Consider the following 25,272-nt stretch of genomic DNA (forward strand, 5'->3'; position numbering starts at 1 on the left):
TTCATAAGCTGGGCTCAAAAGGTTCGCGATCTATTTTCCAGCCGTTCGAGCATAGCGGGGTCGGGATCCAGCTTCAGGGAGTAGAGGCCGTAGCAGGCCAGCAGCCAATTGAGCAGACGGGCCACCACGCGGGCGGTTGGCCGCGTCGCCGATCCCACCGCCACCCCTCCCAGGGAAAGGCCGACCACCGGGCGAGCGGCGAAGATGGCCTCACAGGTTTGTAACAGTCGCAACCAGCCCAGCCCCCCCGGCTCTGGGTAATGCACCGCCGGCGCCAGAGAGGGATCCAGCACACTGCAGTCCACCACCAAAAACACCGGCTGCTCCGGCAAAGCCTCCACCACCTGCTGCGGATCCCAGCCATCCTGGGCCCAGAAGATCGGGCTGGAGTGTTTTTTGAGCCAGGCGTAGGCGCGGGCACTGCCGCTGCGCAGCCCTACATGCACCACCGGCAGCTTGTGCTGGTAGAGCCGCTCCACCCAAGCGGCGTTGCCATAGCCCATATCTTGCTCCGGCTGGGTCATCTCTGCGGGAGGCATCAGGTTGGCATGGGCACTGCAATGCACTACACTCAGGGCCGGGTGGTGCTTCCAAAGGGCACGAATGGCCCCCCAACTGGCTGCCAAGACCGAAGGCAACAACACCGGCCACTGTTGTCGTCGCCAAGCCTGCGTCACTGCCGCCTCACACATGCCGTAGGGCGGCTCATCCACCAGCCCCGGCAACTGCGCCACCGCCAGCTTATCCACATCGATCCCCAACCTAGGCTCGAAGGCACACAGTTCGGCGCCAGCGTTGAGAATGGCCAGCGGCGCCTGCGTATCGTGGCCAAAAGCAGTGGGGATGAGAATGACCCTGGCGTTGGATTGCGAACTGGGATGGAGGGACCACTGGGCCATGGACGTCGTTCCTGTTGCAAAGGTAGAGCTCTGCGGCCTGCTTCTATAGTGGCTCACAGGGTAAGCCGGGATCCGCCGGCGTCGGATCTGGATCTGCTACGAAAAATTACAGTTCGCCGGCAGATCTGGGGTCAAAAATTGGGCCGATGGTAGATTCAAAGTGCTCCGCGCCGCAACTCCAAGCGCGGCCCGACAACGCAAACAACAACGAGAAGGTAGGCTATGGCTGTGATGGAAGGCGATCCCCGTCAGGGGGCGAAGCTGCCTCTGTTTGGCGGATCCACCGGAGGGCTGTTGAGCGCAGCCGAAACCGAAGAAAAATACGTGATCACCTGGACGGGCAAGCCGGGGCAGGTGTTTGAAATGCCCACCGGCGGCGCTGCCGAGATGGTGGAGGGCAAAAACTATCTCACCTTCGCCCGCAAGGAGCAGTGCTTGGCTCTCGGCGCCCAGTTGATCTCGGAGTTCAAGATCAAGGACTACCAGATCTTCCGCATCCCGGCGGGTGGACAGCCGGAGCTGGTGCATCCCAAAGATGGCGTCTTTCCCGAGAAGGTCAACGAGGGGCGCCAGCCCGTCGGCAAGGTGGATCACAACATCGGCAAGAACAAAGAGCCGGTTACCTACAAATTCACCGACGGGAAGCCCTGGGACTAATTCCGGCGGCCTTTGTCTTTCTGTCTTGTCGGATCCCCTGGCCAGCTCAGGGGATCTTTAGTTTATTCGTCTCTGCTGGCAACGGGTTTGAAAGGGTTCGGCGCTGTTAGCCCTCACCCCCGGCCCCTCTCCCCGAGGGAGAGAGGAGGCGGAAGGTCATGTTGGGAAGAGTCGGATCTTTTGTCGGGCTGCCTTTGGCCAAAAAAGCTCCAGCAAAGCTGGAGCTGTACCTGCACCCTGACAGGGCCTGGGCAAGCCTACTTGGCAACCGCCGCGAAGAACTCCTTGGATTTCACCGGGTCGGGGTTCATCGTTCTCTGGCCGGGCTGCCAGTTGGCCGGGCAAACTTCATCGGGGTGAGCTTGCACGTACTGGATGGCCTGCAGGGTGCGCAGGGTTTCATCCACGCTGCGGCCAAAGGCCAGGTTGTTGATGGTGGCATGCTGGATGATCCCTTCCTTGTCGATAATGAACAGGCCGCGCAAAGCCACCCCTGCCGCCGGATCTAGGACATTGTAGGCGGCGCTGATCTCTTTCTTGAGGTCGGAGACCAGCGGATACCTCAGCTCGCCCACCCCGCCGGCTTTGCGGTCGGTCTGAATCCAGGCCAGGTGAGAGTACTCGCTATCCACCGAGACGCCGAGGATCTCCGTGTCCAGCTTGGCAAACTCGTCGTAGCGATCGCTAAAAGCCGTGATCTCCGTTGGGCAGACGAAGGTGAAGTCCAGGGGGTAGAAGAACAGCACCACGTACTTCTTACCCCGGTAGTCGGAAAGCCTCACCGTCTTAAACTCCATGTCGTAAACGGCAGTGGCCGAAAAATCGGGAGCGGGCTGCCCCACCCGCAGACATCCTTCCTGAGACATTAGTCGACGCTCCTTACAGTAAAGTACAAATGTAAACCAAACCTAACATACCATACTCATAATGACTTTGTCTTGCTGGTCGGCTAAGCTGGAGCGCCGCGATCTAGGGTATCCCCCTTCTTTCTCGTCGCTGGACTCTACCAGGGCAGGGAGATGGTTGCCATGAGGGTGGCGCTGGAGTTTCTCTACCACTTTTGCTGTGACCGCTGCCGGCGGTGGTGGAGCCAGGCTGACGTGGAGCCGCAGCCGGGGGATCGCCTCTATTGCCCCTATTGTGGCTATCACAATTGCATAGAAGGCATCGACACCTTCCGCGACGCCGCACGGGGCAGTTGCCTGACCCGTCCCCCCGATGCCCCTTCTGCCAAGCTGACCAAAATCGGGAATCGGCCTCAGGATCTGGGATCCCCAAGCTGATTCACTTTATCCGTTCACTGCATCTGCCAAGCTGCCCAGGTGGGGGGGCAGCCAGGAGTGGGGATCGGCCTCAGGCAGCGAAGAATCCAAGAGCGAGTGGCAGGGGCGGCGCTCTTCCAAAAGGGTGGTGGAGCAGCAGCAGCTATACACTTCTAGGTAGTCGTCGGGCTCCGCCTCGAAAATGGCATACTGGCCGGGGAAGAGGGTACGCTCCCAGTGGCCGGGGATCGTTCGGATCACCTGAACCTGCCGGGAACGGTTGACGAAAACGTATCTTCTCATCGCGTTTTTTTAATGTCCTTAAGAAAAACTTATTGGCTTTAAGCCAGGCTATCACCCTTGATCCCCAGCCGACAATAGCCAACGGCCAAGACGGGGATCGCTCTTTCTGCTTGACTTTGGGGGATTTGTTCTCTCAGATTATTGGGGTTGAGAGAACGGGATCCTGAGAAGAAGCCTACCCTGGTAAACTGAGGAGCAGAGTCTGAAGATATCCTTAAGTTGGCCTTCACCGTTCCGACATCACAAAGGGGGCACACCGTGGACAACAAGTTGGGGCTAGAGATCATCGAAGTGGTGGAGCAGGCTGCCATCGCCGCGGCCCGCTGGATGGGCAAAGGCGACAACAAGACTGCCGATCAGGTGGCCGTCGAGGCCATGCGGGAGAAACTGAACCAGATCCCCATGCGCGGTCGCATCGTCATCGGGGAGGGAACCCGCGATGAGGCCCCCATGCTCTACATCGGGGAAGAGGTGGGCATCTGTACCCGTCCGGATGCGGAGCAATTCTGCCGTGTGGAAGAGCTGGTGGAAATCGATATTGCCGTGGATCCCTGCGAGGGTACCAACCTGGTGGCCAAAGGCCAAAACGGCTCTATGGCAGTGCTGGCCATCTCCGAAAAAGGCGGCCTGCTGCACGCGCCGGACATCTACATGCAAAAGCTGGCGGCTCCGCCCCAGGCTAAGGGCAAGGTGCACCTCGACTATCCCCCTGAGAAAAACCTGCAGATCATCGCCGAAAGCCTGGATCGGGAGATCTCAGACCTGACGGTGGTGGTCATGGATCGCAAGCGCCACGTCGATCTCATCCGCCAAATCCGCGAGGCGGGGGCGCGGGTGAAGCTGATTACCGATGGCGACATCTCGGCGGCCCTCTCGGCAGGCTTCAACGGCACCGGCATCCACGCCCTGATGGGGATCGGGGCGGCTCCCGAAGGAGTGATCTCGGCAGCGGCGCTGCGTTGCCTGGGCGCCCACTTCCAGGGGCGGCTGATCTACGATCCCGAAGTGGTGCAGGCGGGCACCTACCTGCCGCCGGTGGAGGAAACGCGGCGGGAACTGAAAGAAAAGGGCATCGAGGATCCCGACAAGGTGTGGGAATGTGAAGAGCTGGCCAGCGGCAAGGAAGTGCTCTTTGCCGCCACCGGCATTACCGATGGCGACCTGATGCGGGGGGTGCGCTTCTTCGGCGGTGGGGCCCGCACCGAAACCCTGGTGATCTCCAGCCAGTCGCGCACGGTGCGCTTCGTGGATACCATCCACATGAAAGACGGCCAACAGCCCCGCAGCCTGCAACTGCGCTAAACAGATCCCCTGCCGAAAAGATGAGGGCGACTTTCCCTTGGCGAAGGTCGCTCTTCTCTTTGGTCGAACGTTAAAAAATCTATCAAGTTGCAACCCGAAAAAACGTAATAACTCTTCAGCAAAATCCTGCGAAACCGGTTCGATACTGGTCTTAGGGTTTAGGTAGGCTGAGAAAAGTTACCTAAGCTTGCTGGAACCGAGACAAGGAACTGCCTTGACACCGGTCTCAGCTCAACCTTCCCGAAAAGGGATGATTTGCTTTTGTTCAGAGATTTTGCTTTTAATAACTGTTGCTGTACAGACGACGGAGAGGCATGTTTATCGCGGTTGTCGGTCTTAGCCATCGCACAGCTCCTGTGGAGATCCGGGAGCGCCTCAGCATTTCCGAGGCCGAGGTGGGAGAGAGGATCCAGCAGCTCCGTGCCCACCCCCACATTGAGGAAGCGGCGATCCTCAGCACCTGTAACCGGCTGGAAGTCTACATTGTCACCCCAGAAATGGAAAGCGGTGTCCAGCAGACGATGCAGTTTTTGGCGGAGGCAAAAGGGATCCCGCTGCCCCAACTGCGCCCGCACCTGTTTACGCTGCTCTACCAAGATGCGGTGACGCACCTGGTGCGGGTGGCCGCCGGGCTGGACAGCTTGGTGTTGGGAGAGGGACAGATCCTGTCGCAAGTGAAAAAAGCGCAGCAACTGGGGCAAGCCTGCAACGGCATGGATCGCATCCTCAACCGCCTCTTCAAGGCGGCCATCACCGCCGGCAAGCGCATCCGCACCGAGACGGGGATCGGCACCGGCGCCATGTCCATCAGCTCGGCAGCGGTGGAGTTGGCCTTGCAGGAGCAAGGATCCCTTTCCCAGGGCAAGGTGACCGTGGTGGGAGCAGGGAGGATGGCCCGCCTGTTGGTGCAGCACCTCCTGGCCAAAGGGGCGGTGGATATTACCGTGGTCAACCGCTCCTTGGAGCGAGCCGAGGCCCTGGCCAAACAATTTGAGCAGCCGATCCAGGTGTTGCCCTGGGAGGCGCTGTTGAGCAGTGTGGCCGAGTCCAACCTGGTCTTCACCAGCACTGGCGCCACCCAGCCGATCCTCACCTACGAGCAACTGGCGGGGGTGCTGCAGACGAATCAGCCGCTGCTGTTGGTGGATATCTCGGTGCCCCGCAACATTGATCCCGACGTGGAAAAGCTAAGAGGGGTACAGGTGTTCAACGTGGATCACCTCTCCCGCATTGTGGAAGAAAACCGCGCCCAGCGGCAAAAGCTGGCCCGGGATGCCGAAGACTTGGTGGAAGAAGAGGTGGAGCAGTTTATGGAGTGGTGGCGCTCTCTGGAGACGGTGCCCACCATTTCCAGCCTGCGCCACAAGGTGGAGTCTATACGCGAGCAGGAGATGGAAAAAGCCCTCTCCCGCCTAGGCAAAGACTTTGCCGAAAAGCACCTGGAGGTGATCGACGCCCTCACCCGCGGCATCGTCAACAAGATCCTGCACGATCCCATGGTGCAGCTGCGGGCCAAGCGGGACATCGAGGCGCGGCGCAGGGCTATGCAAATCCTGCAGGAGCTGTTTAACCTCGATCCCATGCCGTTTCAGGCGCAGCAGGAACGCTAGGGATCCCTGGGCAGTGTCAAATATTAAAGAATTGTAACAGCTCTCTCATCTCAGGGGAAGGGCTGCCCTTAGGATACAAAACGTAAGCTCTGGGAGTTGGGGGTATGTTCGGACAGTACGAAGTGTTCGTGCAGTTGGCGCTGCTGGCCTTGATCGTTCTGGCAGGGCCGGCGGTTATCCTGCTGCTCTACCTACGCGGCGCGGATATGTAGGCAACCTAGGCCGGTTGCCGGCGCAGTTGACAGGATCCCCTGAGGAGGGCCTGTCGGCGTCGGTGCGGGAGTTCGCTCTGTTGCTCCCCTATCTCTTAATGTAACGCTTCTTTGCGCTACAGTTATAGAAGCAGCCCTAGGGCAAGCTCGCCTATAGGGCGTTACTTTATGAGTTGATTATTTCTTATGTCACTCCCCATCCGCAACGTCGCCATCATCGCCCACGTCGACCACGGCAAAACCACCCTTGTGGACGCCCTGCTGCGCCAGGCAGGCACCTTTCGGGAGGGAGAGGACATTCCCACCTGCGTGTTGGACTTCAATGCCCTGGAGCGAGAGCGGGGCATCACCATCCTGGCCAAGAACACAGCCGTCCGCTACGGCGAAACCCTGATCAATATTGTCGATACCCCCGGCCACGCCGACTTCGGCGGAGAGGTGGAGCGGGTGCTGGGCATGGTGGAGGGCTGCTTGTTGATCGTGGACGCCAACGAAGGCCCGATGCCGCAAACCCGCTTTGTGCTGCGCAAGGCGTTGGAAAAGGGCCTGCGCCCGATCGTGGTGGTCAACAAAATCGATCGGCCTCGTGCCGAGCCCTACAAGGCCATCGACAAGGTGCTGGATCTGTTTTTGGAGCTGGGGGCCGACGAAGACCAGTGCGACTTTCCCTACCTCTTTGCTTCGGGGCTGCGGGGCTTTGCCCTGGAAGAAGCTGACCTGAAAGCTTTTCTGGAAGGAAGGTACAGCGGCCCGCTGGACATGAAGCCCCTCTTTGAAGCCATCCTCAAGCATGTCCCGCCGCCGATTGGGGATCCGGCCAAGCCGTTACAACTGCAGGTTACCACGCTGGAGTACTCGGAATACCTGGGTCGGATCGTGATCGGCAAGATCCACAACGGCACCATCCGCCTTGGGGATCAGTTGGCGGTGGTCAAAGAAGATGGGTCGATCGTCAAGGGCAAGGTAACCAAGCTCTTTGGCTTCCAGGGCCTGCAGCGCGTCGAGCTCACCGAGGCTACTGCCGGCCACATCGTCGCCGTGGCGGGGTTTGCCGAGGCCAACATCGGCCACACCCTCACCTCTCCCGAGAACCCGCAGGCTTTGCCGCTGATCAAGGTGGATGAGCCGACGCTGCAGGTGATGATCTGCGTCAACGACTCTCCCTTTGCCGGCCAAGAGGGCACCTTTGTTACTTCGCGGCAATTGCGGGAGCGCCTGCTGCGGGAGCTGGAAACCAACGTGGCGCTGCGGGTGGAAGAGACAGATTCCCCGGATCGCTTTTTGGTGTCGGGGCGGGGCGAGCTGCACCTGGGCATTTTGCTGGAGACCATGCGGCGGGAGGGCTACGAGTTTCAGGTGGGGCAGCCGAAGGTGATCTTCCGCGAGGTCAACGGCCAACCCTACGAGCCCTATGAGTGTTTGGTGCTGGATGTGCCGGAATCGACGGTGGGCGCCTGCATTGAACGGCTGGGGCAGCGGCGGGGGGAGATGCAGAACCTGATGGTGGGCGCGGACGGGCGGGCCCAGTTGGAGTTTGTCATCCCGGCCCGAGGGCTGATCGGCTTCCGTGGGGAGTTTATCCGCATCACCCGCGGCGAGGGGATCATGAGCCACAGCTTTTTGGAGTATCGCCCCCTGACCTCTGAAATGGAAATGCGCCGCAACGGGGTGCTGATCGCCTTTGAAGAAGGGGTGGCCACCAGCTACGCACTGAAAAATGCGGAAGACCGCGGGGTGTTCTTCATTACGCCAGGTACCCGCGTCTACAAGGGCATGATCGTGGGCGAGCACAACCGTCCACAGGACTTGGAGTTGAACGTCTGCAAAACCAAGCAACTGACCAACCACCGGGCTGCCAGCGGGGAAGAGCTGGTGCATTTGCAGGCGCCGGTGGAGATGAACCTGGAGCGGGCGCTGGAGTACATCGGCGAGGACGAGCTGGTGGAGATCACGCCCCAGTCGGTGCGGCTGCGCAAGGCGCAGTTGACGGCCTCTCGTCGCTAGTGGTCGGCTACCACCGTCGCAGGTAGAAGCGCAGGTTGGGGAAATAGAAGGCCCCCCAAATCCCCAGCAAGACAACTCCCAAACCCAACAAAGCCAGCCACAGGCGGGGACGGCTGTGGAGCCGGTCGGATCCCACTTGCACATAGGCCAGATCCACCCAGGCGGTGTTGCCGCGGCGGAACCAGCCCACCACCTTGACCCGCCGGCCCATGAGGGCACGGAGCTGCTTTAGGCCGGAAAAGACATTGCCCACCGGTCCCAGGGGAGAGGTAAAGCGCAGCGGGATCAGCCCGGTGGCATCTTGCAGCTTCGGCTCCGCCCCCAGTTGATAGCCGGCTTGTCCCAAGCCCAGCAGCTCTCCTTCCAGCTCCACCGGCTGGCCACGGCAGGGATCCGCCTCGGGGTCAGCCAGCAAGTGGAGTACATCAGTTGTCTGGGGCGACAGGGATCCGCGGTACATCAACACCGCCTTGGATCCCAGGCCTAGGCCACAGCCCACCACCGCTACCGCAGCAATGACTTTGGGATCGAGGCGATCTTGCAGCAGCAGGTAGAGGATCAGCCCCACCAGCCAACCGACGAGGATCCCGACCACTTCGGCAGCGTAGATGGCCAGATCCAGCCAGAAGCGGCTTTGCAGACGGACCCCATCCAACTTGGATCCAGATCCCAGGCGCAACTCCGGCAGCAGGCGCAGCCGTTGCGCATACTCCGCCAAAACCTGGAAGCGGTGCCCCGGCAACGGATGGCTGGAGTTGACCTGCATCCAGCGGGCCCAGGGGTTGAGCTGATCCCAGAGAAAGACTTGGCCAGCTTGGGCGGGATCCCGCAGGCGGACGGCGGCACTGGCAGCGGCGGTGGTTTTGAAGTCCAAGAAGCTGAACAGTCGGGTGCAGTGCAGCAGCGAAGATGGGCGGCGGTCGTTTTTGTGGGCCTCCTGCAGGCCGGCAGCCGACTTGAGCAGAGCGGCCACCAGCCCGTTGGGGTTGCCCGTGGCCTCCACCGCGAAGTGATCGGCGTGGGAGGTGCCCAGGCGAGAGAGGAAAAACAGCGGGTAGGAAAGCACTGTGTAGATTAGGTAGAGCAGGGGGGCCGCATGGCCGATGAGATCCCGCCGTTTGTTCCCCAGTTGGCTCACCTGCTCCAGAGCCAAGTAAACCAGTTGAAGGGGGGATCCCAGCAGGGTCATAACCAGGATGTCGCCGTTGACGATGCGCCCCAGGGCTTGGGCATAGACGGCGGCAATCTCATCCGGGGCAAGCTGCTGCAACAGGGCCTGGGTGACCACGATGCGGCCGCCGTCGGGAAGAGTGCCGTAAACAAAAGCCAGCGGCCCCCCTTCCGGGATCACCCCTAGGCGGGGTTGTTTCAGTTGTTTTTGGGCGCAGAGGCGCTGCAGCAGGCGGGCCGCCTCGGGACTGTGGCGCTCAATTTCCCCCAAGGTGGTCCAGCGCAGCTTGTGCAGCCGCCGGTGCAGGTGATCCATCAGCCAGGGGGCAAAAAACAAAAGGCCGACGCCAAAGTTGACCGCCAGGCTGCCGGCTACCAACCAGCGCAGGCCATTGCGCAGCCAGGGCAGCAACCCTTGCAAAAACCAAAGTTGCCGCGGAAAACTCAGCCGTCCGAAATCTAGGTGAGCGCCCACCAGCACAAAACTCAGCCACCAGAGGAAGAGGATGCCCACCCCCAGGGATCCCCACTTGGCCCAGCGTAGAGAACCGGCCCGCTCCGGCAGGGGGATCCTCAGGCCCAGTTGAGCGGCCCGTTGGCGGCTGGAGAGCGGCTGAGCCTCAGAAGCCGGTTCTGGGGAGGGCGGGGAAGCAGCGGGTTTTTCCACCGTTTGGGGCAGGCGGGGCAGGATTTTTTGGGCCCAGCCTCGCGCCTGGGGATCCGGGTGCTGCAGCAGTTCCAGACAAAGCGCCCGCGCCTTCTCCGCCTCGCCCGCCAGATGGTAGGCCCGCACCAGGTTCATCTGGGCCTCCAGGGTCTGGCTGTCGGAGGAGCCTGTCGGGATCGCTGCTGCTCCGCCCTGCTGGCGAGATTGAGCCAAGTAGGCCTCCAGCAGTTGGATGGCCTCTTGAAAGCGGCCCTGCCGCAGCGCCTCTTTGCCCGCCTCCGCGGGGGTCATCAGCCCGCTCCGAGATCTCTCTGCTCCCCCAGCTTACTCAAGGATCTGGCCTTGCTGAGGTGGATCCCCCGAAAGGGGGTAGCGGAGCAAGCGCCGCCGCAGGCAATCCAGCGCCGTCTGGGCGCTCCACCAGCGCACCCCCTCGCGGCCCCGCAAGCTGCCGAAGCGGTACTCGTGGACTTCCACTTTCCCCTCCAGGTCGGCCAAGCCCAGATACACAAGGCCAACCGGCTTGGTGGGGGTACCCCCGTCTGGCCCGGCAATGCCGGTGATGCTCAAGGCCCAGTCGGAGCCGAGGACTTGCTTGGCCCCCAGCGCCATCTGGGCCGCCACCGGCTCGCTCACGGCCCCCTGCTGCTGCAGCGCCGCGGGATCCACCCGCAAGAGCTGCTCCTTGATGCGGTTGTCGTAGGCAACGATCCCCCCAACAAAATAGCGGGAGCTGCCCGGGATCCCGGTTACCAACTGCCCCAGCAGGCCACCGGTGCAGGATTCCGCCACCGCCAGGGTTTGCCCCCGCTGCAGCAGCAACTCCCCCACCACGCTGGCCAAGGTGGCCTCGTCGCTGCCGAAGTAGTCTTCCCCGGAAATCTGTAAAATCTGCTCCACCACCGGGGCAATCAATGCTTCCGCCGCCTCACGCGTGGGGGCACGTCCGGTAACCCGCAGGCGCACCTCCCCCTGGCTGGCGTAGGGAGCGACCGTGGGATTTTCCCCCGCCAGCAGGGATCCCACCCGTTCGGCCAAGGTCGATTCAGGAATGCCCCAGTAGCGCAACACGCGGCTGTAAAACACTTCCTTGCCCCAGCCCAGGGAGCGCAAATAGGGCACAGCCGTCTCCTGCCACATCTGCTGCATCTCCCGCGGCACGCCGGGGAAGGTGAGAATGTGCAGGTCGGGCCGGGGCTGCCAGATGAGGCCACAGGCGCTGCCCAGGGGGTTGGGCAGGATGGTTGCCCCCTGAGGCAGAAAAGCCTGCTTGCGGTTACTGGGCGAGGGCACAAGGCCCCGCTGCCCGTACTTTCGCAAAATCTCCTCCCAAACCTGCGGGTGCTCCACCATCTCCACGCCGAAAAAAGAGGCCAGTGCCGCGTGGGTCAGATCATCCGGGGTTGGCCCCAGCCCTCCTGTAATTAAAAGCAGGCTGGAGCGGTTGCAGGCCACCTCCAAAGCATGGTGGATGCGGGCTTCGTTGTCCCCCACCACCGTTTGGTAGTAGTGCGGGATCCCCAGCTTGGCCAGCTCGGCTGCTAGGTATTGGGCGTTGGTGTTGGTAATCTCCCCCAAGAGTAGCTCTGTGCCAATGCAGAGGATCTCAGCCCCCTGGGGAGTGACGGTTTGCGTTGGGCTCATGCTCGGCTCAACCTCGGCTCAGCCGCTAAGTATAGAGGTCTGGATCCCCCTTTCGCGCAGGGATCCCTGGGATCTCTTGCTCAAGAGGGGTAGGGATCCTCGGCCAGCCGAGCCAAAGCTTCCAGCTCAGCACCCACCACGCGGTGCAGGATCCACTCCGGATGTGGCTTGGCACCCAGGCGCCGGTAGAACTCAATTGCTGGCTGGTTCCAGTCCAACACCATCCACTCCAGCCGCCCATATCCTTTGGCCACTGCCTCCTGGGCCACCCGCGCCAAGAGCGCCTTGCCAATGCCCCTGCCGCGAAACTCCGGCAGCACAAACAAGTCTTCCAGGTAAATCCCCGGTCGGGTGAGGAAGGTGGAAAAGTTGCGAAAGTAGAGGGCAAACCCCACCGCTTGCCCCCCCACTTCTGCCAACAAGGCCGAAGCAAAGGCTTCGGGGCCAAACAGATGCTGTTGCAGCAGCTCGGCGGATCCCGTTACCAGGTGGCTCAGGTGCTCGTACTCGGCCAAAGCGCAGATGAGATCAAACAGAACGGGCACATCCTCAGGCGTGGCAGGACGAATTTCCATACTTTTGCCCGGCTCCACCCACTCTTTTCCTGGAACATCGGCACGGGTACAGACTCCAGCTTATTCTTTTTCCCCCAGCGGTTGGAGGCGCGACGTAATGAGGGCAGCGACAGGATCCTAGGGGGTTGACAGCACAGGGCAGATAGGGTGAGCGAGAAAAGTAGCGGCAGGAGGGATCCCAGGCCGAGGTGGGCTGCAGCTCGCGGGAGGGAGTGGGCTCATCCCAGCTTGAGGGGCGGCAGGAGCCTCTCTTTTCCAGCAGAGGGATCAACTGGGCCAAGAACGTCAGTCCCAACCACAAACCGACTCCCATGATCAGCGCTTGCACCATTGCCCTCCTCCGTCGGCCAACAGCCTTGTCTTCCAACCAGAGCCAGCCTAGGCCAGTCGGCTACAGAGGGCCAGCGTTGGCAGACAGTTTCGCAACTGTCCTGCCAGCGGGCGAAGACCCTGGAGAAAAACCGATTAGAGTGAAAAATAGAGCCGTTACTTCATTTTTGATGCCATGACCACCTCCACCCTCGATGCTGCCGCCATCCTTGAGGCGTTGCGCCCGGTTCAAGATCCGGAGCTGCGCCGCAGCCTGGTGGAACTGAACATGATCCGCGACATTCGCGTCGAGCCGGAGCGGGTGGCCTTTACCCTGGTGCTGACGACACCGGCCTGCCCCTTGCGGGAATTCATCGTCGAGGAGTGCAAGGCTGCCATCCGCCGCCTGGCTCCCGTTGAAACCATCGAGGTCACCGTTACAGCAGAAACTCCCCGCTCGCCCTCCCTGCCGGATCGCCAGTCTGTCCCCGGCGTGCGCAACATCATCGCCATCTCCAGCGGCAAGGGGGGGGTGGGCAAAACCTCGGTATCGGTGAATGTGGCGGTTGCCCTGGCCCAGAGCGGAGCGCGGGTGGGGCTGCTGGATGCCGATATCTACGGCCCCAATGTGCCGCTGATGCTGGGGTTGCAGGATCGCTCTCTGTTGGTGCGCAAGCGGGAAGACGGCGGCGAGGACATCTTCCCCCTGGAGAACTACGGCGTCAAGATGGTGTCGATGGGTCTCTTGGTGGGGCGGGATCAGCCGGTGATCTGGCGGGGGCCGATGCTCAACGGCGTCATCCGGCAATTCCTCTACCAGGTGCAGTGGGGGGAGCTGGACTATCTCATCGTGGACATGCCCCCCGGCACCGGGGATGCGCAACTGACCCTGGTGCAGGCGGTGCCGCTGGCGGGAGCTGTGATCGTCACTACGCCGCAGTCGGTGGCCCTGCTGGATAGCCGCAAGGGCTTGAACATGTTTCGCCAGTTGGGGGTGCCCATTCTCGGCATTGTGGAGAACATGAGCTACTTCATTCCACCCGACCTACCGGATCGCCAGTACGATATCTTCGGCTCAGCCGGCGGAGAGACCACGGCCCGCGAGCTGGGGATCCCACTGCTGGGGCGGATCCCGTTGGAGATTGCCCTGCGCCAAGGGGGAGATGCGGGTCAGCCGATTGTGGTCGGCCAGCCCGAGTCGGCTTCGGCCCAAGCCCTGCGGCAAATTGCCAAAACTTTGGCGGGCCGCGTCTCCATGCTGGCTTTGGGGGCCGGCTAGAAGCGCTCTGCTTCCACCAACGAGACCCCGAAGCTGCGTCCCCCCAGCACGATGCCCTCTTGGGCCTTGCCGCGCACGGTTACGGTGCTGTTCATGGCCGGCAGGCCCCTGTCGGTGATGACCCAGAGGGAGCCGCTGTTGTCTTGGATCTCGTACATGCCCTGGCCAAACACGCCTATTTGATTGACCACACGACCGCGGACGTACACATTGGTGTAGCGGGAAGGATTTTGTTCGATCTGGGCGATGGGGGTTGTGCCGATGCCCAGCCGCGCCAACGGCCCACACCCTGCCAGGGCTAGGCTGACGCAGAGCAAGAGTACCCAAGATCCGCCGCGGAACGATTGGCCAAGTTGCCGTTTCATCGGTTGCTTCCCTCACGAGCACTTGCTCCCACCATAGCAAGCCGGCAGCAGATCCACCGCCAAGCTAGAACTTCTCGCCAATGCCAAAGTGCAGTTGGGCCTGGCCGGCCTCCCCTTGCCCGATTGCGTAGTCGATGCGCAGCGGCCCCAAGGGAGATTGGATGCGGATACCGGCCCCCAGCCCCAAACCGCTGCCCGGCTTGTTGCGCACCGCCGCAGGATTGCCGATGACCGCCGCGCCGCTGCCCAGATCGGTGCCGTAGTCGGCGAAGACCACTGCCCCCACCGGGTCGAAAAGGGGAAAACGCAACTCCGCCGTCGCCGTGGCAAAGCTGCGACCGGAGCCGACGCCACCCTCAAAAAATCCCCGCACCGAGCTGCCCCCGCCGATGGGGAAAGCGTCGTAGGGAGCCAAGTCGCCAATCGTGGTGCCCGCCCGCACGTCAAAGGCCAGCACCTGCGGTCGTTCGCTGCGGGTCTCGAACAGCTTGACGGGAATGAACTGGCTGTAGCTGGTCTCGAGGCGGTTGGCGTTGAGGCCATTCTCGAATAGACGTACCGACTGTTCGCTGGAGATGCGAAAGACGGATCCCTGGCTGGGGCTGTTGGGGTTGTCGCGGCTGTCGTTGACGAGGCCGAGCCGCAGGGTGGTGTAGCTGTCTTGGCCGCTGGCGCTGAAGGTAATCGGGTTGCCCAGCACATCAAAGCGCTCCTGCTCGCCGTTGCTGTTGCGGGCTTCCACAAATTGGACGCGGGTGCCCAAGCTGGCCCGCCAATTGCCCCCAATGGGACGCGAGAAGGTGACGCTGCCGCCCAGCCGGTTGATGCGCACGGGATCCCCGTTGGGCAAGGTCAATCCCTCGTTGAAAACAAAGCTGGAGCTCTGCTGGTTGGAGATGTTGACGTTGTAGGAGGTGGGGATCTCCAGCGTGGCAATGCGCGGGTCGGTGAAGTTCAAATCAAACAGAGTTTCGTTGGTGCCCAACTGCACATTGAAGCTGGCGCTCTGGTTGTTGCCGCCCAAGTTTTCTTCCGAGACGCTGAGGCCGGCAAAGACCCCTGTGGCCGAGCTGACGCCGATGGTGCCGCTCAAGGTGCCAGTGCGGCGCTCTTCCACGTTCACCACCACCACCACCTTGTCGGGATCCTGGCCGGGGTTGAGCCCCACATTTACATCCTGAAAGAGGTTGAGGTTGAAAACCGCCTGCAGGTCTTCCTGGATTTGGTTGCGGTTGAACACATCCCCTGGCTTGGACTTCAGCTCGCGGGTGATGATGAAGTCGCGGGTTTTGGTGTTGCCCTGCACGCGAATATCCTCGATCTCCCCTTCGGCAATTTCCAGGGTGAGAGTGCCATCTTCGGAGGAGCGCACATCTGTCACTTTGGCCAGCACGTAGCCCTTGTCGGCATACCACTGCTCAATCTCGGCCACTGCTGCCTGCAGCTTGCCAAAGTTGAGCACCCGCCCTTCCTGGTCGGCAAAGGCCTTTTGGAGCACCTCCGGATCCAAAACTTTTGCCCCTTCCGTGCGCACGGCTTTGAGGGTGGGGTTGGGCTTGACTTCAAAGGTAACTCGCACCCCCAGAGGCGTATCGGAAGGCACCGCCCGCACATCGGCAAAAAAACCGGTGGCAAACACGGCGTTGATGTCTTCCCGCAGTTGGGAACGAGTGGAGACCTCGCCGGCGCGGGTGCGAATAGCCTTGTAAACCTGCTCGATCAGCTCTGGGTCGTCGGTACCCTCGACCACCACTTCTGCCACCAAAACTTCAACTTCTGGCTCGCCGGCGGCGGGGGTAGGTGTGGGGGTGGGTTGGGCGGGGGCATCGCCACCGGTGCGCAGATCCAGGGTGCCGGGTTGGGGCTGTGCCCAAGCTGCAGCGGTGTGTAGCACCATCCCACAGGTCAGGGCTGAAGCTAGCCAAGGGCAGAGTTGCCTGGAACAATTCATAGGGATCCCTCGCACACCACAAAGATTGGAAAGCTGGGCCAAGATTGCGCTAAAACCCTCTGCCGCCCAGCGGTGGACAATTGCCCTGAATTATATCAACCCCCATCCCTGCGGATCCGAGCATTGCCGCGAGCCGGATTGCGGGCTTGGGCAGTCTGAAGTGCAAGCAGCCGCCTCTTCTTTACGGCAGGCGCAGGGATCCCTGGCAGCGCTGGCCACAGGTCTGCGGCTCGGCTGCCTCGGCGGACAGGTTGGCTTGGGAGTTGAGGATCAGGATTGTGATGGGGGCAGGGGGCGGTGAGGGGCTGCTGCGCCAACCCCACCTGCCAGCGTAGTGCTGCGTTGGGGCGTTGGGCACGACGAAGACGATGTTTTGTAGGACATTGCTTTGCAAAAGGGTGGCGCTGTCGTTTGGGAGTGCCGTCTGCTCAAGGTGGGGGATCTGGGCTAGGGCGGCTGGAGCAAACCCGAAGCTGAGCAGGGCTGCCATTGCAGCGACAAGTTGGGTGGGCAACATTGAGGATTCTCCACAAGACGCCAGGATGCCGACACTTTAGCCTGTTTTGTCCAGAAGGCTCTGTTGACTTGCCGCAAAAAAGCCTGCAAAGAGTGCTCCTTGCAGGCCCCTGTTGCTTATTTGACTGTACTTAACCGTTAGAAAACCCCCAAAGGAAATTAGCTCCCCGGCTCAAACACTTTCAGATCGACTACCTTCCCCCCTTGGAAAGTCCAGTGGGCAAAGGTTCCAGCCACATCCCCCTTCTCGTCGAAGTCCAGCGAGCCGGAAGCGCCGGTGTAGTTGATATCCTCCCCTTGCTTCAGCAGCTCCACCGCCTTGGCCCACTCGCCGGGCAAGATCTCGGTGCCGGGGGGATTGGCCACTTGGCGCAAGGCATCGCGAACGGCAGTGCCATCGGTGCTGCCGGCTTTTTGGATGGCCAAAGCTAAGAGGAAGGCGGCATCATAGGCGGTGTCGATGTAGGGGGTGGGAGGCAGCTCCCCGTAGGCAGCTTTGTAGGCGTCGGCAAAGATCTGGTAGGCTTTGCTGTCGGTGAGGGCCTGGGGCGAGGTGCCGATGGATCCCTCTAGCTTATCGGCTCCCACCTGGGCTGCCAGATCGGGAGAGCGCATGCCATCGGTGAAGACAAAGCGGTCGAATAGCCCTTCTTCCAAAGCTTGCCGCAGGATGACCACGCCGTTTTCGGGGTAGCCGATCAGCACCAACGCCTGGGGATCCCCTTCCTTCAGTTGGGTCAGCTCGCTGCGGTAGGAGGCCTTGCCGGGATCGTAGGGAACAGCTTTGGTGATCTTGCCGCCCTGCTTTTCAAAGGCCGCCTTAAAGCTGTCGGCCAGCCCCTTACCGTAGTCGTTGTTGATGTAGATGACCGCCAGCCGCTCTAGATTCTCTTCGCGGGTAACCTGGGCTAGGGCTACCCCTTGGAAAGCATCAGAAGGAACGGTGCGAAACAGAAAATCGCTGTCCTCTAGGGTGGTGATGGTGGGAGCGGTGGAAGCCGGGGAAATTTGCGGGATCTCGTTGGGAGCTGTCACCGTGGTGGCCACCGGGATGGTGATGCCGCTGCCCAGGGCACCGATAATACCGGCTACCTTCTCCACATTCACCAGCCGCTGAGCGGCGTCGATAGCCGGCTGGGCCGAGGTCTGGTCATCGGCCTCCACTACCTGAGCAGGGGATCCCAAAATGCCACCGGCAGCGTTGATCTGGTCGAGGGCCAGCTTGATGCCCTTGAGGCAATTTTCTCCATAGGCCTGCAGATCTCCTGTCAAAGACAGCAGAGCCCCAATCTTGACCGGCGTTTGAGCAGCCTGCTGGGCCGTGCCGGGCAGCAAAGTGGTGGCCAGAGCAGCCGCCGTCAGGGCAGCCGCCGCCGCAAAGGCGCGTCGGGTGAGTTTGTGCATGCGAGACATAACCAACAACCTCCTGTGAGGCAAGAGAAAGTAGAACTCAGATCCCAAAAGCCAAGTGTTGAATTGTAGCAGTTAGACGTTGGCTCGCCTTAAAGCGTTCCCCACTCCCTCAAAAAAGATGGCTCCAGAAAACAAGCGGGCCAGACTCAGTATCTCGCCCGTTCCCTAGCTGCCGCAGGGTTGGCTGCAACCTCCAAGGGCAGTTGCTCCCAGAGGGATCCGGGAAGGATAATAAGCAAACTCGGCAATTGGGCTCATTATATTGAAATACTGAACTCATCGGGCAGCGTGATTGTTATCGACGACATCTCCAAACGGTTTGGCGGCATCAGCGCGGTAGATCACTGTTCCTTCCGCATTGAAACCGGTCGGATCACGGGCTTGATCGGCCCCAATGGGGCCGGGAAAACCACGCTTTTCAACATCATCGCCGGGTTCGTTCGGCCCAGTAGCGGACGCATCTGGCTGGATGGGGAAGACATCACCGGCCTGCCCCCCCACCATCTGTTCCGGCGCGGCCTGGTGCGCACCTTTCAGATCCCGCGCGAGTTTGGCCGCATGACCGTCCTGGAGAACTTGATGGTCGTCCCGCCCCAACAGGTGGGGGAGAACCTGTTCAATGCCTGGTTCCGCTGGCGGCAGGTGCAACGACAAGAACGCAACCTGCAAGCTCGGGCCGAAGAGGTTTTGCAACGGCTCAACCTCATCCATCTGCGGGATCAACTGGCCGTCACCCTTTCCGGTGGGCAGAAGAAGCTGCTGGAACTGGGGCGCACCCTCATGGCCGATGCGCGGGTGATCCTACTGGACGAACCGGGGGCCGGCGTCAACCGCACGTTGCTGGCGGATCTGATGCGCTTTATCGAGTATCTCAACCGCGAGCGCGGCTGTACCTTCTGCATCATCGAGCACGACTTGGATCTGGTAACCCGTCTCTGCGACCACGTGGTAGTTATGGCCGCCGGCAGGGTGTTGACCCAGGGATCCATGGAGGAGATTAAACAAAACCCAGCCGTGCGGGAGGCCTATCTGGGATCGGTGGCGCTGGCCGACTCCCTGAGTCCATCCAAACCCTCTTCTCTGCCTTCGGAGGGATCCCTCTCATGACCCCTTTGCTGGACATCCAAGATCTCTACAGTGGCTACCGGGGGGTGGACATCCTCAAAGGGATCCACTTGAAGGTGAACCCTGGCCAAATCGTGGTGATCATCGGCCCCAACGGAGCGGGCAAATCGACGGTACTGAAATCTTTGTTTGGCCTAGCCACCATCCGCACAGGCCGGGTGCTGTTTCAGGGATCCGACATCACGCATCTCCCTGCCGAGCAACTGGTGCGACGGGGGATCGGCTTTGTGCCCCAAACCAACAACGTCTTTCCTTCCCTCACCGTGCAGGAAAACTTGGAGATGGGGGCCTTCATCCGACGCGATGGCTATGCCGCCCAACTGGAGCGGGTTTATGAGCTGTTTCCGCCCCTGCAAGAGAAGCGGCGCCAGGTGGCGGGATCCCTGTCGGGCGGACAGCGGCAGATGCTGGCTATGGGACGAGCGTTGATGGCAGAGCCACAGTTGTTGTTGCTGGATGAGCCGACAGCCGGCCTGTCGCCCCTGTACATCGAGCAGACCTTTGCCCTCCTGCGGCAGATCAACCGCCTTGGCGTCAGCATCCTCATGGTGGAGCAGAATGCTAAGCAGGCCCTGCAGATGGCGGACTGGGGCTACGTCTTATCTATGGGAGAAAACCGCTTCGAGGACACCGGCCCCAACCTGTTGAACAATCCCGAGGTGCTGGAGCTGTTTTTGGGCGGTTGAGGCCCTCACCCCCAGCCCCTCTCCCCGAGGGAGAGGGGAGCTAGGCGGGGCTGGCGCAGTTGAGCCGCTTGCTTGAGGAGAGCCTCTACAAAGGTCATCGCTTCTTGGGCGGAGTGGCCGGCGGCCAGTTGGGCCAATTCTTCGCGGCGTTCCCGTTCTCCTAGCAGTTCCACCCGCACAGAAGTTCGTTTTTGCTGCACCACCTTGTAAACCCGCAGGTGGTGATCTGCCAAGGCAGCGATCAGGGGCTGGTGGGTGACGCAGAGGATCTGGTGATCTTGGGCGATGCTGTGCAACTGGGTGGCGATGGCTTGGGCCACTTTGCCGGACACACCGGCATCGATCTCGTCAAAAACCATGGTGGTCACCGGATCGATGCGGCTGAATACGGCTTTCAGGGCCAGCAAAAAACGGCTCATCTCGCCGCCGGAGGCGATGCTGGCCAGAGGCTGTAGGGGCTCACCCGGGTTGGGGCTGAACCAGAAGCTCACCTGATCCACCCCTTCTGCCGTCGGGGGGCCGGGTTGGATCCGCACCTGGAATTGCACTGCGCCCATCCCCAGCAGCTTGAGCTCCTCAAGAAGGGCCTCTTCCAGTTGGCGGGCCGCCTGGTGGCGCAGTTGGGAGAGCACTCGGCAATGGCACTCCAAGTCTTGGGCAGCTTTGTCCAGCCGTGCCTGCCATTCCTCCAGGTCGGTGTTGTCGCCTCGCAGTTGGGCCAACTCGGCCTGCACCCGCTCCGCATGGGCCATCACCTCGGCCAAGGTGGGGCCGTATTTGCGGCAGGCTTGTCGGAGTTGGGCAAGGCGCCGTTCAATTTTATTCAACCGACCGGGATCCGCCTCCAGCGTCTCGCCGTAGCGCAGCAGCTCTCGCCCCACCTCCTCTACCTGAATGAGGGCGCTGCTGAGCATCTCGGCCAGAGGGGCCAGGTCGGGATCCCGCTGGGTCATAGCTTGCAGTAACCGTTCGGCCTGGCCCAACAGGTCGGCGATGGCCGGTGAGCCGCTGTCATTTTGGTAGAGCAGTTGGTGGGCTGCGTAACTTTGCTGCTGCAGCTCCACCCGGTGGGCCAGGCGATCCCGCTCCCGCTCCAGTTTGGCCAGCTCGTCGGGATCCTCCAGCCGCAGGGCGAGCAGTTCTTGCGCTTGCAACTGCAGCAGGTCTAGCCGTTGCAGGCGCAGTTGCTGGTTTTGCCGGCGGGATTCTGTCTCTGTTTTCAGATAGTTCCAAGTTTGGTAGAGGGCGGCCACTTCTGCGCGTGTTCGCAGCAGCTTTTCGCCGCCAAAATCGTCCAGCCAACGGCGCTGGGTTTGCGGAGATTGGATTTGAACCGTTTGCCCCTGGGCGGTGATCTCCACCAATTGGGAGCGCAGGCTGAGCATCTGGGCTTTGTTCACCAGCACCCCATTCACCCGCGAACGACTGGTGAGTTTGCCGTTGCGCAACAGCAGTTCGCGGCTACAGACCAAGCCCTCCTCTAGGGGGTCGATTTGTTCTTGTTCTAGCCAGGCTGCCAGCTCGGGATTGAGATGGAAAACCGCTTCCACCAGACCTCGCTCGCTGCCGCTGCGCAGGGCTCGCGCCGGCCCGCCTAGGGCGGCATCCAGGGCGTCGAGAATGATGGACTTGCCCGCGCCCGTTTCTCCGGTCAGCACGTTCAGCCCCGCCCGAAAGGGAATCTCCAAGTGCTCGATCAGGGCAAAGTTCTCGATCCGCAGCAGGCGCAACATAGGGATCCCGTGTGCTCAGTTGGCAGTTTTGAGGATTCTGTCTCACGTTAGCGTACCTGCCATCCCTTGCAGCGAGACGGAGTTCTCTGGTTTCCCCGCAATGGGTTTCGCGGCACTCCCCCTGCCGTTGCAACGGATCCCTTGGCTTTGGGTGGCCCAGGGGTTTGATCAACAACTTCCCCCATCGCAATGCCGTTCTCGGTCGCCCCTCTACAGCCGCAGAGCTGGATTTTCTACAACAGCCGGGGTCTTTTGTCTGAGGGGGGGGCGATAGCGGCCAGAGGGTAGCGCTCCATCAAGTAGCAGAGGCAGTCTTGGCGGATGATGCGGCTGTTGAGGGTGAGCATGCTCGGCATAATGGGCACGCGGGTGCGAATTTCGCCATCTTGGGCGTAGAAGAAGCGATCGGCCACATTTTGGCCCTGCTCGTCTTGCACGTCGAGGTGAAAGCCGTTGCTCGTCCAGCCGATGCGGGTGTGGGGAGGGAGCTCCCGGAAATTGAAGAGATCCAAATCGGGGGGAAAGCGCAGGTGTGGGTCGTCCGCCTCTTCCCCAAAGCTGAAGCTCACCTCGTCTGGGATCTTGACGATGGCAACGCTGTGGAACAGGTCGATATCCTGGCTAAGGACGGGGCGCTGAGGGATTGCTGACAGGTGCAGGCAGGCTTCCAGAAATTCGCGGGCATGTTGGGTGCCGTGGGGCTGATCCGGCTTGCCACATTCCAGGGTTACCGCCGGCCAGAAGCGACCAAAGGCCATGCTCTGTACCCCTTCCGGTTTGGTGAAGTAGAGGACGGTGCGCCCAAACAGGGTGGCCAGGTGCAGGGTAGAAGCATCTAAGTAGTTGACACAGGCGTAGTGGGGGTTGGTGCCGGTGTTGTTGTGAATATCGACGCTGGCAAACACGCCCCGCTGCTGCATCTGCTGCAGGACGGCCTGGGCCATGGCGTGTTCGGGGGTGGAGCCGGGGCCCCAGATGCGGTTGTAGTCCGGTTGGCCGTCTAGCCGCCGTTGTCCTTGGCGAGCAGCCCACACATTGCCGATGAAAAGGGACAGGGAACGGGGCAGTTCCCGCTGGACGTAGCGGCGCAGAAGCTGTCGCACCGCCTGCCAGCCGGTGACCTCGTTGCCGTGCAGCAGGACGGACACAAACAAGGGGGGATCCCGTCGTCCCGCCAGATGGATGAGGGTTGGCCCGCCCAATCGGTCGTAGAGTTGATGGGCTTCTAAATCTAGGAGTTGCTCCGGCAGGTGATCGAGAACAGTGAGCATACGGTTTTTTGGGCAAGCACCTCAACGCAAACCTTTTGGCTGCTTAAGGACAAAGGGGATCCGTGAAATAGGCCCTCACCCCCAGCCCCTCTCCCAACGGGAGAGGGGAGATGGAGATTGGGGTAGCGAACTGTCTCATCCTTAGCTGGAGGTAAACAACTGGCTGTCGTGCTTGTGGCTTAGGTCGCCGCCCTGACCTTTGAGAAAGCATCCCTTCCGATGCAGGCATGCCCAAGCGGTGACCTATCCCCCCCGCCGGCAACTATGGGGAGACGGCTTCCCTAGCCGAGATCCCAGGTGTGTACCGGCTGACCTTGCCGCTGCCGTTCCCAGTAGGCACAGGTCAATTGTTGCATATCTTTACCATGCCGAGCCACGTAGCGGCGCTGCCAGGTGGCCCCATTCTGCCCCGACTCGACACGGCCGCGGAGAATGCCCAGGTACTCCTGGATGTCCTGGGGCGCCAAGTCCAGTTGCGCCAAGCCCGCCTCTGCTTGCGGGAGCAGCTCTTGCAGCAACAATTGGCGCAGGGATCCCTGCCAACCGTTGAGCCAGGTGATGGGGGCCTCGAGGCCGAAGCGGGCGGCCGTATAAAAATTGGCGCGGCACTGGGCAAAGCTCAGCTCCTGCTCCGGGGGAAGAGGTCGGGATCCCAGAGCTTGCACCAGGCCAAAGTAAAAGGCCGCATTGGCGATCATGTCCGGCAGGGTGGGGCCTGCTGCAGCCACCCGCTGTTCGATGCGCAGGTGGGGAACGGGATCCAAGCCGATGAGGGGGCGGTTCCAGCGCCAGATGGTGCCGTTGTGCAGACGCAGGTGGGCCAGCTCGGTCGGGGCAGCGGCTAACCTTTGCGGCAACACCACCGGGTAGCGGTGCAGATTTTCCCAGAACAGCTCCATTAGGGATCCCTGGACATAGCCTTGCCCGAAGGTAACGCGAGCTTGGTGGGTGGGGGCGAGGGGGGGTGGGCCATCCAAGGCTTGCTCAAACACCGGGATGCGGGTTTCCGCCCACAGGTCGTGCCCAAACAGATAGGGAGAATTGGCTGCCAGGGCTACCAAGGGAGCCGATACGAGCAGGGAAGCGTTGAAGTAGCGGGCTGCCTGGTGGGGCGACACCTGCAGATGGATTTGAAAAGAGGTGGTGGCTGCCTCCAGCATGACGTTTGGGTGGGTGACGCGTAGCCGGGCGGCAGGCCCTGCGATCGCCAGCCCCAGGGGCGGGATCCCCGAGGGTTGCTCGCGCCGGTGCAGGTTTAGGATCTGCTCGTTGAGGGCCAGGTAGCGCTTGCGGGGGGAGATCATCTCCAAAGTGAGCTGCTGCTGCTGCAGCGTGGGCAAAATGCCGATCATCATCAGCCCTGCCTGCAGTTGCTCGGCCACTCGGCAGCAGCGATCCCAGGTCTGTTCCAGCTCTTGGCGGAGCTGCCGCAGAGCGGATGCAGCCAAAACCTGGGGCCGGCTGTTGAGCTCGATGTTGAAGCGGGCCAGTTCCGGCACCACCAGCGGGTCGTTGACAGCCTCCAGGTAGGCTGAGTTGATCGGGGCCGGATCCCCCTGAGGAGTCACCAGCCAAGCCTCCAGCTCGAACCCTCCCACCGGGGATCCCTGGGCAAAAGGCTGACAGGCGGGATCCAGCCCCGGCGCGGCGGCCAGCCAGCGGTCCAGCAGATCTGTCTCCTGCTGCAGCCGAGCTTTGAACTCGGCAAAGTCCTCTGCGCCAAAGCTGAAGGAGGCAATCTCCTGGCCCATCGAGACAACTCCGCGGCTCCCCTGGATGAGAACATCGTAACTACTCTTGTCAGCCCCGACTTGAGCACGAAAAGGAAAGAACTTCGTGATAGATGAACTACCCCACCGCGCAGGCGGGTGGGGTTTCCCCATCCGCTTTACGGCGAGATTTTTGTCTCTTCCTCTGCCCCAGTTGCTTCATTGATCCCGTGTACCGGGTCTGTGAAGTAGAGCTGAAGCATCCAAGACTCACGAGGCGGGTTCCCAACCCCGGTTGCTGATTAGTGGCAACGTTGTACAGTATCATCACCGTCCCCCTGTCCCTCTCTATCGCAAAACCACAAGCAGGGCAGACATGGTAGCGATTACTCAGGTCTGCCCACTCCTTGTGAATCGCATCACACTTTGGACAGCGCTGAGACGGCTTAAGGGTTTGCGTGGGAAGAAACAAGACCAGACCACCTTTCTGCTCAATTTTGTAGGTCAGCATTTGGTTCAGCGTACCAAACCCCACCGACAAAATAGACTTGTTTAGTCCGGCCTTGCGCTTCTTCCCTTTACCCTTAGCTTTACGGGTCATGTTCTTGAC

At 61.3% G+C, this 25,272-nt stretch carries 25 protein-coding genes; 10 read left to right on the forward strand and 15 right to left on the reverse strand.

Translation table 11 applies throughout. The features are described from left to right. Nucleotides 1-14 precede the first annotated feature (14 nt). The gene (locus NW851_RS09500; protein WP_414334396.1) at nt 15-899 is read right to left on the reverse strand and encodes an arginase family protein; all 885 of its coding nucleotides are present in this window, start codon (nt 897-899) and stop codon (nt 15-17) included. Between the two features lie 222 nt (nt 900-1,121). Between NW851_RS09500 and NW851_RS09505 the strand changes: the two genes are divergently transcribed. Beyond that, on the forward strand, nt 1,122-1,556 hold the full coding sequence (locus NW851_RS09505) for a photosystem I reaction center subunit II PsaD (RefSeq protein WP_414334398.1): 435 nt from the start codon (nt 1,122-1,124) through the stop codon (nt 1,554-1,556). 257 nt (nt 1,557-1,813) lie between these two features. Here NW851_RS09505 and NW851_RS09510 read toward each other — a convergent pair whose 3' ends face one another. After that, nucleotides 1,814-2,422 carry a peroxiredoxin gene (locus tag NW851_RS09510; protein ID WP_414334399.1) on the reverse strand — a complete coding sequence of 203 codons (609 nt, stop codon included), beginning with the start codon at nt 2,420-2,422 and terminating at the stop codon, nt 1,814-1,816. A 153-nt stretch (nt 2,423-2,575) separates the two neighbouring features. On the opposite strand from NW851_RS09510, the gene NW851_RS09515 reads away from it, so the two are divergent. Beyond that, nucleotides 2,576-2,839 (forward strand): hypothetical protein, encoded by a 264-nt coding sequence (locus NW851_RS09515; protein WP_414338062.1) that lies wholly within the window; start codon nt 2,576-2,578, stop codon nt 2,837-2,839. A 6-nt stretch (nt 2,840-2,845) separates the two neighbouring features. Here the strand turns inward: NW851_RS09515 and NW851_RS09520 are convergent, their stop codons facing one another. Then, nucleotides 2,846-3,121: a DUF1830 domain-containing protein gene (locus NW851_RS09520; protein ID WP_414338064.1), complete on the reverse strand. Its 276-nt coding sequence runs from the start codon at nt 3,119-3,121 to the stop codon at nt 2,846-2,848. 258 nt (nt 3,122-3,379) lie between these two features. Here NW851_RS09520 and glpX point away from each other — a divergent pair, with 258 nt between their 5' ends. The 4 genes from glpX to typA all read left to right on the forward strand — a co-directional run bounded on the left by glpX (nt 3,380) and on the right by typA (nt 8,249). Then, a complete protein-coding gene (gene glpX / locus NW851_RS09525; RefSeq protein WP_414334404.1) occupies nt 3,380-4,423 on the forward strand; it encodes a class II fructose-bisphosphatase in 1,044 nt (347 codons plus the stop codon). Between the two features lie 314 nt (nt 4,424-4,737). Beyond that, complete coding sequence (locus NW851_RS09530; RefSeq protein ID WP_414334406.1) at nt 4,738-6,033, forward strand: glutamyl-tRNA reductase; 1,296 nt, start codon at nt 4,738-4,740, stop codon at nt 6,031-6,033. A 104-nt stretch (nt 6,034-6,137) separates the two neighbouring features. Further along, a complete protein-coding gene (gene psb30 / locus NW851_RS09535) occupies nt 6,138-6,245 on the forward strand; it encodes a photosystem II reaction center protein Ycf12/Psb30 (protein WP_011433833.1) in 108 nt (35 codons plus the stop codon). Between the two features lie 186 nt (nt 6,246-6,431). Next, complete coding sequence (gene typA, locus NW851_RS09540; RefSeq protein WP_414334407.1) at nt 6,432-8,249, forward strand: translational GTPase TypA; 1,818 nt, start codon at nt 6,432-6,434, stop codon at nt 8,247-8,249. 7 nt (nt 8,250-8,256) lie between these two features. On the opposite strand, the gene NW851_RS09545 is transcribed toward typA, so the two are convergent. The 4 genes from NW851_RS09545 to NW851_RS09560 form a co-directional block, all read right to left on the reverse strand. Continuing rightward, a complete protein-coding gene (locus NW851_RS09545) occupies nt 8,257-10,377 on the reverse strand; it encodes a M48 family metalloprotease (protein WP_414338067.1) in 2,121 nt (706 codons plus the stop codon). 33 nt (nt 10,378-10,410) lie between these two features. Continuing rightward, nucleotides 10,411-11,730, reverse strand: coding sequence for a competence/damage-inducible protein A (locus NW851_RS09550; protein ID WP_414338070.1), 1,320 nt, complete (start codon nt 11,728-11,730; stop codon nt 10,411-10,413). An 80-nt stretch (nt 11,731-11,810) separates the two neighbouring features. Continuing rightward, nucleotides 11,811-12,305: an N-acetyltransferase family protein gene (locus NW851_RS09555; protein ID WP_414338073.1), complete on the reverse strand. Its 495-nt coding sequence runs from the start codon at nt 12,303-12,305 to the stop codon at nt 11,811-11,813. Beyond that, a complete protein-coding gene (locus NW851_RS09560) occupies nt 12,280-12,636 on the reverse strand; it encodes a DUF6464 family protein (RefSeq protein WP_414338075.1) in 357 nt (118 codons plus the stop codon). The genes NW851_RS09555 and NW851_RS09560 overlap by 26 nt, the downstream gene beginning before the upstream one ends. 174 nt (nt 12,637-12,810) lie before the next feature. On the opposite strand from NW851_RS09560, the gene NW851_RS09565 reads away from it, so the two are divergent. Beyond that, complete coding sequence (locus tag NW851_RS09565) at nt 12,811-13,893, forward strand: Mrp/NBP35 family ATP-binding protein (protein WP_414338078.1); 1,083 nt, start codon at nt 12,811-12,813, stop codon at nt 13,891-13,893. On the opposite strand, the gene NW851_RS09570 is transcribed toward NW851_RS09565, so the two are convergent. The 4 genes from NW851_RS09570 to NW851_RS09585 form a co-directional block, all read right to left on the reverse strand. Further along, nucleotides 13,890-14,258, reverse strand: a complete 369-nt coding sequence (locus NW851_RS09570; protein WP_414338080.1) for a hypothetical protein — start codon at nt 14,256-14,258, stop codon at nt 13,890-13,892. The two genes, NW851_RS09565 and NW851_RS09570, sit on opposite strands and share 4 nt — an antisense overlap. 64 nt (nt 14,259-14,322) lie before the next feature. Further along, nucleotides 14,323-16,209: a BamA/TamA family outer membrane protein gene (locus tag NW851_RS09575; RefSeq protein ID WP_414338083.1), complete on the reverse strand. Its 1,887-nt coding sequence runs from the start codon at nt 16,207-16,209 to the stop codon at nt 14,323-14,325. A 181-nt stretch (nt 16,210-16,390) separates the two neighbouring features. After that, nucleotides 16,391-16,726, reverse strand: a complete 336-nt coding sequence (locus NW851_RS09580) for a hypothetical protein (RefSeq protein WP_414335647.1) — start codon at nt 16,724-16,726, stop codon at nt 16,391-16,393. Nucleotides 16,727-16,884: 158 nt separating this feature from the next. Beyond that, complete coding sequence (locus NW851_RS09585) at nt 16,885-18,138, reverse strand: ABC transporter substrate-binding protein (protein ID WP_414338086.1); 1,254 nt, start codon at nt 18,136-18,138, stop codon at nt 16,885-16,887. Nucleotides 18,139-18,426: 288 nt separating this feature from the next. Between NW851_RS09585 and NW851_RS09590 the strand changes: the two genes are divergently transcribed. Both NW851_RS09590 and NW851_RS09595 read left to right on the forward strand, forming a co-directional pair. Next, nucleotides 18,427-19,245, forward strand: a complete 819-nt coding sequence (locus tag NW851_RS09590) for an ABC transporter ATP-binding protein (RefSeq protein ID WP_414335650.1) — start codon at nt 18,427-18,429, stop codon at nt 19,243-19,245. Further along, nucleotides 19,242-19,949 carry an ABC transporter ATP-binding protein gene (locus tag NW851_RS09595; RefSeq protein ID WP_414335651.1) on the forward strand — a complete coding sequence of 236 codons (708 nt, stop codon included), beginning with the start codon at nt 19,242-19,244 and terminating at the stop codon, nt 19,947-19,949. Before NW851_RS09590 ends, NW851_RS09595 begins: the two co-directional genes overlap by 4 nt. Nucleotides 19,950-19,954: 5 nt before the next feature. Here NW851_RS09595 and recN read toward each other — a convergent pair whose 3' ends face one another. Then, nucleotides 19,955-21,682, reverse strand: coding sequence for a DNA repair protein RecN (gene recN, locus NW851_RS09600; protein WP_414335653.1), 1,728 nt, complete (start codon nt 21,680-21,682; stop codon nt 19,955-19,957). Nucleotides 21,683-21,846: 164 nt separating this feature from the next. Between recN and NW851_RS09605 the strand changes: the two genes are divergently transcribed. After that, nucleotides 21,847-21,942 carry a DUF924 family protein gene (locus tag NW851_RS09605; protein WP_414335655.1) on the forward strand — a complete coding sequence of 32 codons (96 nt, stop codon included), beginning with the start codon at nt 21,847-21,849 and terminating at the stop codon, nt 21,940-21,942. On the opposite strand, the gene NW851_RS09610 is transcribed toward NW851_RS09605, so the two are convergent. From NW851_RS09610 to NW851_RS09620, 3 genes are all read right to left on the reverse strand, one after another. Beyond that, entirely contained in the window at nt 21,916-22,953 is a 1,038-nt protein-coding gene (locus NW851_RS09610; RefSeq protein ID WP_414335657.1) for a M14 family metallopeptidase, read from the reverse strand. The genes NW851_RS09605 and NW851_RS09610 overlap by 27 nt on opposite strands. A 281-nt stretch (nt 22,954-23,234) precedes the next feature. Beyond that, nucleotides 23,235-24,704 (reverse strand): glutamate-cysteine ligase family protein, encoded by a 1,470-nt coding sequence (locus NW851_RS09615; protein ID WP_414338091.1) that lies wholly within the window; start codon nt 24,702-24,704, stop codon nt 23,235-23,237. A 97-nt stretch (nt 24,705-24,801) separates the two neighbouring features. Then, a partial coding sequence (locus NW851_RS09620; protein ID WP_414338093.1) for a zinc ribbon domain-containing protein occupies nt 24,802-25,272 on the reverse strand: 471 nt, incomplete at its 5' end.

The sequence above is a fragment of the Synechococcus sp. H55.7 genome (assembly GCF_047462395.1).
Lineage (GTDB): Bacteria > Cyanobacteriota > Cyanobacteriia > Thermostichales > Thermostichaceae > Thermostichus.